Below are 11523 nucleotides of genomic sequence, written 5' to 3' on the forward strand. Positions count from 1 at the left end.
CGCCGACAAACAGGGAGACACCATGAAGGATGCTTTCCGGCCGCTGACGTTCGCCAGCGGCGCGCGGATGAAGAACCGCTTCGCCCTGGCGCCGCTGACCAACCTGCAGAGCCACGAAGACGGGCGCCTGTCCGACGACGAGTACCGCTGGCTGACGCTGCGGGCCGCCGGCGGCTTCGGCCTCACCATGACCTGCGCCGCTCACGTTCAGGCAATCGGTAAGGGCTTCCCGGGCCAGCTCGGTTGCTTCTCCGACGACCATCTGGAAGGACTCTCCAGACTGGCGGACGGCATCCGGGTGCACGACAGCCTGGCGGTGGTGCAGCTGCATCATGCCGGCATGCGCTCCCCGGCGGAACTCATCCGCACGCAGCCGGTGTGCCCGTCCGAAGACGAGGAGACCGGCGCACGGGCCCTGACCACGGGCGAGGTCGAACGGCTGGCGGAGGACTTCGTCGCCGCGGCCGAGCGCGCCGAGAAGGCCGGTTTCGACGGCGTGGAACTCCACGGCGCGCACGGCTACGTCCTGTGCCAGTTCCTCTCCCCCACCATCAATCGCCGCACGGACCGTTACGGCGGATCGCCGGAGAACCGCGCCCGCATCGTCCTGGATATCATCCACGGCATCCGCGACCGCTGCCGGCCGGATTTTCTGCTCGGTATCCGCCTCTCGCCCGAAAGATTCGACCTCCGGCTCGCGGAAATTCGGAAGCTCGCGGCGCTGCTGATGCGCGAAGGGCGAGTGGACTTCATCGACCTGTCGCTCTGGGACGTGGCCAAGGAGCCGGCGGAGGAGGAGTTCCGTGGCCGCTCCCTGCTCTCGGTCTTCACCGACCTCGAGCGGGGCGAGGTGCGTCTGGGCGCCGCCGGCAAACTCCGCACGCCTGCCGACGTGCGGGCCTGCCTCGATGCCGGCACGGACTTCGTGCTGCTCGGGCGGGCAGCCATACTGCAGCACGACTTCCCGGCACGCATGCGGGCGGATCCCGGTTTCGAGCCGGTGCACACGCCGGTCAGCGAGGAGTACCTGCGGTCCGAGGGGCTCGGCGAGGCGTTCATCGAGTACATGTCGCGCTGGCAGGGCTTCGTCGGGTAACCTCTAGCCCTATTCTGTCGCCGTAGCTTGCGGGGGAGGCAGCATGCGACGCCTGAGTCTGACCGATACCGGCTTCCTCATCGCGGAGAACCGGCAGGTGCCGATGCACGTCGCGGGACTGCACCTGTTCACGCTGCCGGACGATGCGGACGAGTATCGGTTCCTGCATTCCCTGGCCGAGAATCTGCGGGCGACCGGGGAGTTGCAGCCGCCCTTCGGCGAGCGGCTGAAGTTCGGCCCGCTGGGTCCCTTCGGACCGGTCTACTGGGAAGCGGACGACGGCCTCGACATCGACTTCCACATACGCCATTCGGCCCTGCCGGAGCCGGGACGTTACCGGGAGCTGTTCGCGCTCGTCTCCCGCCTGCACAGCGTCTTGCTGGACCGGAACCGTCCGCTGTGGGAGATCCACCTGATCGAGGGCCTGCAGAACCGGCAGTTCGCCGCCTACTGGAAATTCCACCATGCCGCCGTCGACGGGGTCCGTGGCATCCAGCTCACGCAGAGCATGTACTCGCCGGACCCGGATGCGCGGATGCCCTACTCGCCCCTTTCCGTCGAAGCCGCCGAAACCTACCAGAAGGGGCTCGGCGTCAGCCCGCTGCAGGCAGAGCCGCCGACGCCCCTCGAACTCCGGAACGCGGCCGAATTCCTGAAGGCCGGGCTGGGCAGCAGCGGCCACATCCTGGGTGCGCTGCGTCGCGTGGCGGGCGCCTGGGCCGACCCGGACAGCCCGCTGATGGTGCCCTGGCGCCGCGTGCCCCACTCGCCCATCAACACGAGGATCGGGGGTGCGCGCCGTTTCGTCGCCCAGTCCTGGCCGTTCGCCCGCATCCGGGCGGTGGGCAAGGCGCTGGACGGCACCTTCAACGATGCCGTGCTGGCCATGTGCTCCGGCGCGCTGAGGCGCTACCTCATGGGCGCAGGGGAGCTGCCCGGGGAGTCGCTGAAGGCCATGGTGCCGATATCGCTGCGCCGTCCGGACGATCTCGACTCCTCCAACGCGGTCGGTGCCATCAGCGCCGATCTGGCGACGAACGTCGCCGACCCGGTGCAACGATTCGGCGCAATCCAGGCCTCAATGATCGCCGGCAAGCGGATGTTCCAGGAACTCTCGGCCAGCGAGGCCCAGATCGTCATGCAGATGCTGCAGATGCCGCTGCTGTTCCTCGACCGGCTCGGCCTCACGGCGAAGTTCCCGCCCTACAGTACGGTGATCTCCAACGTGCCGGGGCCCCGTCAGCAGTTGTACTGGAGCGGCGCGCGGCTGGAAGGCATCTATCCGGCCTCCATCGTGCTGGACGGCTTCGCCCTGAATATCACCCTCGTCACCCTGGCCGACCACGTGGACTTTGGCATCACCGCCTGCCACCGCACGCTGCCCCAGGTGCAACGCTTCATCGATCATCTCGAGGATGCGCTGGCGGAACTGGAAGAGGCCACCGGCCTGCGTCCGGCAACGCTGCCTGCGGCGCCGCGGAAGAGACAGCGTACGAAGAAACGGAGCAAAAAGAAGCGGTCGACAGGAAAGAAGAAGACCGCCGCCAAGAAATCCGGGACGACCGTGGCGGCTGACAAGACCGACTAACCCCGCCGTCTTTTGCGCAGCCACGACCTTCGATATCAATCACTCGAGATCGGCCCGCGGCAGACAGCATCCGACGGTCGCATCAACAGAGGTTTTCTGCATGAAGAAGCTTGTTTTTCTTTCCGTACTGTGTACGCCTGCCCTGGCGCTCGCACAGGACCCCGGTCGCGACGACCTGAGCTACACCTACGCGGAACTGCGCTACGTGGACGTCGACGAGAACGGCGGCGACGGGCTGCGCTTCAACGGCAGCTACGATCTCGGCAACAACTGGATCATCGTCGGCGGCATCACGAGTCTGGAGTTCAATCAGAACGTCGACTACACGACGATCGAGCTCGGCGGCGGCTACGTCTATCCCTACAACGACGATTTCGACCTGGTGGCGACCGCACGCTTCATCGATGCCGAAATCGACACGCCGGTGGGTGACGCCGACGACAGCGGGCTCGGCCTGTCGGCCGGATTGCGCGGGCTGATTGCGCCGCAGTTCGAAGTGCGCGGTTCCGTAAATTACGTGAACATCGACGAGAGCGACACCTACCTCGAACTGGCGGGCGACTACTACTTCACGCCGCGGTTCGCGGCGGGCCTCAGTCTCGAGTTCGCGGGCGACAGCGACCTGCTGACACTGGGCGGTCGCTGGTTCTTCCGGTAACCGGACCGGGGAGCGCCCGCCGGCCGGCGGGCGCTCCATTCTCTTCTATCGGGACACTGCGGCTCAGCGCGGCGCCGTGCCGATATCCTGATAGAACATCAACGCGTTGTCGTCCGGGTCGTAGAAAGTCAGCAGCCGCACCATCTCCTCGATAGTGACGATCTCGCCGTCGATGCGGATCCCCTGCTGCTCCAGAAAACGCTTCGCCGCCTCGATGTCCTGCACACCGAATGTCGGCGTCGCACCGCCGGGCTTGGGCTTCTCGACGACGCCGAGCCCGACGTTGACCTTCTGCACCGGCGAAGCCATCTCGCACCAGCCCATGTCGTCCATCCGGTAGAGCAGCTCCATGCCGAGGTTCTCTGCATACCAGCGGATGGAGGCATCGAGATCCCGCACGGGCATCGAGAGTGTCAGGCCGCCGTCGAAGTCTATTCTTGTTGTCATGTCATGCTCCTGCGGTGTTTTGTAGTTCAATTTTTATACTTGATATATAATTAGTCAAGTCATGACGGATGCGAACGAAAACCCGGGGAACGGGCCGGCCATCGAACCCCTGCTGCACCTGGTGGCGCGGCGCTGGAGCATCCCGGTACTCGCCCGTCTTCATGGCGCCGGCGGCGGCGCGAGATTCGTCATGCTGGCACGCGCTCTCGGGGTGAGCCGGGCGTCCCTGAGTGCGACGCTGAATCACCTGATCGCCCTCGGCCTGGTCCGCCGCAACACCGGACACGGCCATCCGATGCGACCGGAATACCTGCTTACGGATGCGGGCACGGCGCTCGCGCGCCACTGTGCCGCGCTGGACCACACGGTGGCACGCAACGGCGGTCCAGACCTGGCCTATCGGAAATGGACGCTGCCCCTGGTGACGGCGATCGGCGACGAGCACGTACGCTTCCGGGATCTCCGCGCCAGGCTGGCCGAGGCGACACCACGCGCAATCACTATCGGCCTGAAGCAGATGGTGGAAGAACGCTGGGTGGACCGCTCTCTGATCGATGACTACCCGCCGGCCGCCGGCTATCACCTGCTGCCCCGCGGCGAGCGGGTCTGGTCACGCCTGCAACCGTTCTGCTGACGCTCTCAACCATTCTGCCCTGTCTGCAGGACCGACGCGCCGGCGCGCCGTGACGGCCGCCGGACCCGGCGGCCGCGCAGGAACAACAGGGCGCCGCTGGCCCCGATGTAGAGCAGGCTGAGTGAGAGCACCGTCAGCAGGAACCGGTAGCCCGGCCAGCCCGTCTTGCCGGCATGCAGTGGGTACAGGGCGTCGAATACGGCGGGTCCCGGCCCTCGCCCGGTCGCGTCGATGACCTCGAGAATCTCGCCGGACGCGGGATGCAGCACCAGATAGCTGCGGCCGTTCGGATGCAGCTCGCCCTCGTTGCGCAGACGGACCAGTACCGGAGCATCGGACTGCCGCGGCGGTGAGACGAATCGCACGGTCCCGGCCGGGAAAGCCTCGCCGGCCGCATCGAGCACCTGCTGCCAGTCGGTCCGCCCGGCATCTCCCTCCACCGTCGCCACGGACGGCGCGAGCGGAGGCTGCGCGCCGAGTACTGCGTTCAGCGACGACTGGAACGGCCCGGGGAACACCATCGCCACGCCGGTGACGACCAGTCCGGCGAACAGCAGGCCGAGTGTCGCGCCCTGGGCCGCATGGCCGCGCAGGAGGTAGCGGGACTCGGTGTTACGGGGCCAGAAATAGCGCAGCCGGAAGATATTGCGCCGGCGCACCCAGAGCCATACGCCGGAGACCAGGCTGACGAGTACGAGACAGCCGAGAACCCCGACGAGTGTGTGCCCCGTATCTCCCGCCAGCAGATACGCATGCAGCTCGAACAGAAAGGCGGGCAGGCTGTCGCTCCAGCCCCACTCAGCGACCAGCGCGCCGGTCTCCGGGTGATAGAGCCTCTCGCCGCCATCGGTCAGGTAGGCATGATAGGCGGGACGCGCCGGCCGCGGCATGGCGAGCGCCGAGAGCCGCCCTTCCGTGGCGGCGGCGATGCGGGCGATGACTTCGGCGTCCGGCGTCTCCGCCGGCAGCGTCTCCGGCAGCTGCGGATAGCGCCAGTCGACGTATTCGTCGGCCCAGAGCAGCGCGAGCCCGCTCAGGGTCGCCACCGCCAGCCAGGCGGCGATGACGACCCCGAGCCAGCGGTGCAGCCGGCGGATCATCCGCTCAGAATGCCCGTTGCCACCCGAAGGTCAGGGTGCGGCCGTTGCCGGCGAAATAGGTATCGGACCGCTGGAAGGGCTCGGTCTGCGCGAAGTAGGTGAAGTAGTCCTCGTTCAGCAGGTTCTCGATGGCCACGGAGAAGACGCCGTAGTCCGACTGCCAGCTCACGAAGGCATCGGCCAGCGTATAGCCGTCGAAGTCGGCGGCGTCCGCGGGCGCGCCCGGGCCGTCGAAGCTGCGGTCTTCCAGCCGCGCCGCCTGCAGCCGCCAGCGGATGTCCTCGCGGAAACGGCCTTCGGCGTAGACGTTCAGGCGGTCCGGCCCGATGTTCAGGCCGTCCAGGTCGCTGTCCACGGAGCCGTCGCCGTCGGAATCGAAGCGGCCGTCGATGCGGCTGTAGTTCGCCCCGACGCTGAGCCTGTCGCTGACCGCGTAGTCGAGGGCGAACTCGATACCCTCGATCTCGGTGCGCTGGCGCTGAACCTCGAAGATACCGGCCTCGTTGCTGAGCAGCCGCGAGCCGTTGTCGGCCGTCGATTCGTAGTAGGTGGCGCGGGCCGTCAGCCGGCCGTCGCCGTATTCCACGCCCACCTCGGTGTTGTCGGTGACGATCGGCTCCACCGCGAGCAGGCCGTCCACGTCCAGACCGGGCGTCGAGACGCCGCGCAGTACCCGGCCGACGTCGGGCATGGTGAAGGCTTCGGCGGCGGCCGCATACAGCGTCCAGCTGTCGGTCAGGCGCCAGATCGCGCCCGCGTTGAACAGGGTCTCGTCGAACTCGGGCTCGCCGCCTGCCACGAAGGTGCTGCCGGCCGAGGCGATGGTGGTGTAGTCGTCCACCTCCAGACTCGCGTTCTCCTGCCGCGCGCCGCCGGAGAGCGTAAAGACCTCGTTGATGGTCCAGCCCAGCTGCAGGAACGGCGAGACGGTCTCGAACCGGGTCTCCGGCACCCACTCGCGGCCACTGCGCGCCAGTTCCTGGGCCGAGTCGTCGCGGAACCAGTCCACGCCCGCAGTGAAGTTGAGGTCCGGGTCAACGAACGCGCGGTTCCAGGTGGTCTTCAGACCGTTCTTGTCCGAGACGATCTCCGACTGGTCGAGAAACGGCCCGCCGTCCGGCGTGAGGCGGAAGAAGTCGCCGAAGGTGCCGCCCTCGAACAGCGCGGAGTAACTCTGGTCGTAGACCTGGGCTTCGAGGCTGCCACCCAGCACGCCGTCCTGGCGCCAGGTCAGGGAGACGGTCGTCACCTCGTTGCTGGCCGGATCACCCACCTCTGCGGAGGGATCTCCCTCTTCGGTGCCGGTCGGAATACCCGCCGCCCGGTCGCCGGGCACGCTGCGGAAATCGCCGTTGCGCTCCAGGTCGAAGTCGCTGACCAGCAGGGTCAGCGTGGCGTCGTCGGTCACCCGCCATTCACCCTTGCCGAACAGGCCGAGGGAGGTCGAGTCCATGATGTCGCCCTGGGTGGGATAAAGGCCCACCGGGTCCCCGTCCGCGTCGAGAAACAGTCCCCGGTCGTGGTAAGCGAAGCCGACGATGAAGTCGAACGCGTCGGTGCCACGACCGGTGGTGGCCGCGATCTTGTAGCCGTAGGCGTCGGAATCCAGGTCGTCGGCCGTCGTGAGGCGAGCCCGCAGGTCGGTCTGCCAGGCATCGCCGGACACCGGCGCGCGGGTCACGGTGTTCACGACACCTCCGGTGGCGCCGACGCCCTGGATGGCATTCGAGCCGTTGATCACCTCGATACGCTCGAGGAACGCCAGGTCGATGGTATGGCCGTCGCGCTGGCCGTCCCGCAGGGCGTTGTGCTGAGGCACGCCGTCGATCAGGTATAACGGGTTGCGGCCGCGCAGGGTCTCGCTGCGCCCTGTGAGCTTCTGGGAGCTGGGCGCGAAACCCGGCACCGCATTGGACAACACACTGGCGAGATCGTCGCTGATGGCCGACTGGAGTTCGATGGTCTCCGCATCCAGGATGGTCAGCGTGCCGGGAATGGCGGTCGCAGGCTGCTGGACCCGGCTGGCGCTGACCACGATCTCCTCGATCACGCCCTCCCCGGCGTCGGTCCCTGACTGTGCGGCTGCAGAGTCGGGGGTTCCTGCTCCTGCCGCCAGGACCAGGCATGCCAGTAGCCCGGGTCGGTTCATGGATAAAGTCATCGTCGTTCCTCGCATTGTGTTGCCGGATGCCAATGCGAATACTTCTTATTTCGCTAGTTGTTGTCAACTGCGGCTTCTACGGACCCATCGCCACGGCTCCGCAACGAGATGGCAACACGGTTGCTGGTAGCATTCCGCCATGAAATACACGCGGAATTACCGGGAACCGCACAAGCTCGACGACGGCACCCCCATCGAGTTCCGTGCGGTGCAGCCGTGGCACAAGGCGATGCTGGCGGAGGGCTTCACCCGCCTCTCGCCCGAATCCCGCCGCCGGCGCTTTTTCACGGGCAAGACCGGCCTGAGCGACGAGGAACTGCGCTACCTCACCGAGTTCGACGGCACGGACCACTACGCGCTGGGCGCCATGCTCCCCGCGAGCGGGCCGGGTGGCGACGACGAACCGCAGGGCATCGGCGTCGCCCGCTTCGTCCGCAGCGCCTCGGCGCCGGAGACGGCCGAGATCTCCATCGTCGTGGTGGACGACTGGCAGCACCGTGGCGTCGGCAAAGGTCTGCTGGAACGCATCGCCGGCGCCGCGGCCGAGCGGGGCATTCGCCGCATCCGCTCGGTGGCGCTAGCCGACAACCCGGCCGTGCGCGAGCTTCTGGAGCGGCATACCGAGGGCCTGGAAGTGCGACGGTCGGAGCCGGGAGTGGTCGAGTTCAGCTTCCCGCTGACGATGCCGGTGAGCGAAGACATCTTCGATGCTCTTTTCTCGACCTTGCGCCTTGTCGCGCTGGGATCGTTCATCGTGCCGATCTGGTTCGGCGAGCAGACCGTGCGACGCCTGCTGTCCCTGGGCCGGAACCGGCAACGCGATGCCGACGATACGCCGAACGACTCCTGAGCCGTTCGGCCCTCCCGGGCCGATTGACGCCGATTGACGCTGAGCGAGGTCGATCTAGGCCGCGGATCGCGCCGGCGCGCCTCGCAGGCCCGGCTGCTCTCCGGGGCCTAACCCAGCGAGGCGGCCGCGTCCTTGATGGCGCGGCGGATGCGCACGTAGGTGGCGCAGCGGCAGAGGTTGCCGTCCATGGCCTCGTCGATGTCCTTGTCGCTCGGCTTCGGATTCTTCTTCAGCAGATCGACGGCGGACATGATCTGGCCGGACTGGCAGTAGCCGCACTGGGGCACGTCTATCGCCTGCCAGGCCGCGCGGATGGCATCGGCCTCGGGGCCCTCGACGCCCTCGATGGTCGTGACGCTAGAATCGGCGACGCTGCCCACCGGGGTCACGCAGGCGCGCCGCGCCTTGCCGTCCACGTAGACGACACAGGCGCCGCACTGGGAGATGCCGCAGCCGTACTTCGTGCCGGTCAGCTGCAGCCGGTCACGCAGTGCCCACAGCAGCGGCATCTCGCTCGGGACGTCGAGTTCGACGGATTCACCGTTGACGTTCAGTTTTGTGCTCATGACTGTTCACTCCCGCTGCTGAGGCTGTCCAGGCTGTCCGCATTCGGCCCGAAGACGGGCAGGCGGCGGATGCGCTTGCCGGTGGCGGCATAGATGGCATTGGTCAGCGCCGGGGCGGCCGGTGGCGTCGGCGGCTCGCCCACGCCGCACGGCGGGGCGTCGGACTCCATGATCTTCACCTCGAAGTTCCGCGGCGCCTCGCTCATCTTCATGATGCGCCAGGAGGGGAAGTTCTCCTGCTGGATGACGCCGTTCTTCGCGGTGATTTCCCCGTAAAGCGCATTGGAGAGCCCGTACAGGCAGCCGCCTTCCATCTGCGCCTCGACGTGGCGGGTATTCACCACGGTACCGGCGTCGATGGCCGACCAGACGCCCGGTATGGTGAGCCGGCCCTCGTCGTCCACTTTCACCTCGATGACGGTCGCCACATAGGCCAGGAACGAGCGATGCGCGGCGATGCCCAGTCCACGGCCGCTGCCCATCGTGCGGCCCCAGCCGGCCATCTCGGCAGCCATCTTGGTCACGTTGGCCAGCCGGCCGGTATCGATGGGATATTCCTCGAACGAATCGCCGTAGTTGTCGTACTCGGCACCCTCCTCGCGCGGATCCACGATCCGGGGCGGTCCGATCAGCTCCAGCAGGAAGTCCTTCTGGTCGCGGCCGGCGGCCGCGGCGAGTTCCGCGGCGAAGCTCTGGATGGCGAAGGCATGATAGACGTTGGCCACCGAGCGCAGCCAGCCGATGCGCACCTTCGCCTCGGCCGGTCCGGTCTCGAGCTGCAGGTTCGGCACGACGAAGGGGTTGTCGGAGGCGCCCAGGCGCAGCTCGCCCCAGGAAGGCTCCGTGACGCCCTTCTGGAACGTCGACGGGATGGGCGGGAACACGGTTCGGTGCAGAAACGCCGTGCAGCGGCCGTCTGCGTCCAGTCCGCCCTCCATGTGCTGGCCGCTCACCGAGTGGAGGTAGCCGTGCTTGAGGTCGTCTTCGCGGCTCCACGTGACCTTCACCGGTTTACCGATCTCCCGCGCGAGCAACGCGGCCTCCACGGCGAAGTCCGGCTTGGACTTGCGGCCGAACGCGCCGCCGAGCCAGGTGGGCGTCACGATCACTTTCTCCGGATCGACGTCCAGCGCGCCCGCCACCGCCGACCGGGTGGCCTGGGGCGCCTGCACGCAGGCCCAGACCTCGCACTTGTCGCCGTCCCAGCGCGCGGTGGCCGCCGGCGGCTCCATGGGTGCCTGGGACAGGTGCGGCACGTAGTAGTCGGCGGAGATCCGCTTCGCCGCGGCATCCAGTGCCTTCTGCACGTCGCCGCGGCTGCGCCGCAGCTTGCCGGGCTTGCGGGCCGTCTCCAGGAGCTGTTCGCGGAAGGCATCGGAGTCGTAGTCGCCGTTCGGGCCCGCCTCCCACTCGATCTCCAGCGCCTCGCGGCCCTGCAGGGCGGACCAGGTGTTGTCGGCGATTACCGCAACGCCGCCAAGGGGCTTGAAGCCGGCTGGCGGCTCGGGTGCATCGAGCCGCACGGTACGGAGCACGCCGGGCACCTCGAGCGCTTTCTTGTCGTTCACGCTCTTCACGCTGCCGAAGACCACCGGCGGGCGGGCGATGACCGCGTAGACCATGTCGGGCACCTGCACGTCGATGCCGAAGGTGCCCTTGCCGACCACGATGTCGGGGACCGTGAGGGAAGCGACGTCCTTGCCGATGTAGCGCCAGTCGCTGCGGTCCTTCAGCCGGACGGCGTCCTTGCCGGGAATGTCGAGGCCGGCGGCATCCACGGCCAGCTCGCCGTAGCCGAGTGTGCGCCCGCTGGGCCCGTGCACCACCTGGTGCAGCTCGGCCCTGCACTCATCGGCCGGCACGCCCCAGCGGTTCGCCGCCGCGGTCTCCAGCATGTGGCGCATGCCGGCGCCTGCGTAGCGCAGACGGGTGAGGTTGCGGCGTACGGAGCGCGAGCCGTCGGTGTTCTGGTCGCCGTATTTCGGATGACCGATCGCCTGCACCACCTCGATGCGGCTCCAGTCGGCCTCGAGTTCGTCGGCCATGATCTGGGCCATCGCGGTCCAGGTCTGCTGACCCATCTCGGAGCGATGGCAGGTCAGCTTGACGCTGCCGTCTTTCTCGATGCTGATGAAGAGACCGGGCGTGGCGTCTCCGCCCCGCACGTCGCTGAGACCGCCCGCCGTCTGGTCGGCTTTCGCGCAGCCCGTCAGCGACAGCGCGAATGCGAAGCCCGTGCCCGCCGCGAGCCCGGCGAGAACATCCCGCCGGGTAACCCGTGCAAGAGGGATCTCCGTCAGTGGTCCGTTGTCGTCCTGCCGCCAGCTGAGCGGCCCCGCTTCCATGTTCGATCCAATATCCGTCGCCATGGCAGACTCCCTGTGTCGCGGTGCATCAAAACGCCTCGGCGCTTCGCCACAACA

General features: G+C 67.6%; 10 protein-coding genes. 5 read left to right on the top strand and 5 right to left on the bottom strand.

The features are described 5' to 3' along the window. The first annotated feature begins 22 nt into the window (after positions 1 to 22). From ACJMKX_RS06395 to ACJMKX_RS06405, 3 genes are all read left to right on the top strand, one after another. Positions 23 to 1096 carry an NADH:flavin oxidoreductase gene (locus ACJMKX_RS06395; protein ID WP_405222645.1) on the top strand — a complete coding sequence of 358 codons (1074 nt, stop codon included), beginning with the start codon at positions 23 to 25 and terminating at the stop codon, positions 1094 to 1096. A gap of 43 nt (positions 1097 to 1139) precedes the next feature. Continuing rightward, positions 1140 to 2684, top strand: a complete 1545-nt coding sequence (locus tag ACJMKX_RS06400) for a WS/DGAT/MGAT family O-acyltransferase (protein WP_405222648.1) — start codon at positions 1140 to 1142, stop codon at positions 2682 to 2684. Between the two features lie 100 nt (positions 2685 to 2784). After that, positions 2785 to 3342 (top strand): outer membrane beta-barrel protein, encoded by a 558-nt coding sequence (locus ACJMKX_RS06405; protein ID WP_405222651.1) that lies wholly within the window; start codon positions 2785 to 2787, stop codon positions 3340 to 3342. A gap of 63 nt (positions 3343 to 3405) precedes the next feature. Here the strand turns inward: ACJMKX_RS06405 and ACJMKX_RS06410 are convergent, their stop codons facing one another. Further along, complete coding sequence (locus tag ACJMKX_RS06410) at positions 3406 to 3789, bottom strand: VOC family protein (protein WP_405222653.1); 384 nt, start codon at positions 3787 to 3789, stop codon at positions 3406 to 3408. 61 nt (positions 3790 to 3850) lie between these two features. Between ACJMKX_RS06410 and ACJMKX_RS06415 the strand changes: the two genes are divergently transcribed. Continuing rightward, the gene (locus tag ACJMKX_RS06415) at positions 3851 to 4423 is read left to right on the top strand and encodes a winged helix-turn-helix transcriptional regulator (RefSeq protein ID WP_405222656.1); all 573 of its coding nucleotides are present in this window, start codon (positions 3851 to 3853) and stop codon (positions 4421 to 4423) included. A gap of 5 nt (positions 4424 to 4428) precedes the next feature. Here the strand turns inward: ACJMKX_RS06415 and ACJMKX_RS06420 are convergent, their stop codons facing one another. After that, positions 4429 to 5523 carry a PepSY-associated TM helix domain-containing protein gene (locus tag ACJMKX_RS06420; protein ID WP_405222658.1) on the bottom strand — a complete coding sequence of 365 codons (1095 nt, stop codon included), beginning with the start codon at positions 5521 to 5523 and terminating at the stop codon, positions 4429 to 4431. Between the two features lie 4 nt (positions 5524 to 5527). Further along, positions 5528 to 7573 carry a TonB-dependent receptor gene (locus ACJMKX_RS06425; protein ID WP_405222661.1) on the bottom strand — a complete coding sequence of 682 codons (2046 nt, stop codon included), beginning with the start codon at positions 7571 to 7573 and terminating at the stop codon, positions 5528 to 5530. Between the two features lie 250 nt (positions 7574 to 7823). On the opposite strand from ACJMKX_RS06425, the gene ACJMKX_RS06430 reads away from it, so the two are divergent. Next, the gene (locus ACJMKX_RS06430; protein WP_405222663.1) at positions 7824 to 8534 is read left to right on the top strand and encodes a GNAT family N-acetyltransferase; all 711 of its coding nucleotides are present in this window, start codon (positions 7824 to 7826) and stop codon (positions 8532 to 8534) included. Positions 8535 to 8641: 107 nt separating this feature from the next. On the opposite strand, the gene ACJMKX_RS06435 is transcribed toward ACJMKX_RS06430, so the two are convergent. Beyond that, complete coding sequence (locus ACJMKX_RS06435; RefSeq protein WP_405222666.1) at positions 8642 to 9100, bottom strand: (2Fe-2S)-binding protein; 459 nt, start codon at positions 9098 to 9100, stop codon at positions 8642 to 8644. Continuing rightward, entirely contained in the window at positions 9097 to 11469 is a 2373-nt protein-coding gene (locus ACJMKX_RS06440) for a xanthine dehydrogenase family protein molybdopterin-binding subunit (RefSeq protein WP_405222669.1), read from the bottom strand. Before ACJMKX_RS06440 ends, ACJMKX_RS06435 begins: the two co-directional genes overlap by 4 nt. Positions 11470 to 11523 lie beyond the last annotated feature (54 nt).

The sequence above is a fragment of the Lentisalinibacter sediminis genome (genome assembly GCF_040706615.1).
Taxonomy (GTDB): domain Bacteria; phylum Pseudomonadota; class Gammaproteobacteria; order Steroidobacterales; family Woeseiaceae; genus Lentisalinibacter; species Lentisalinibacter sediminis.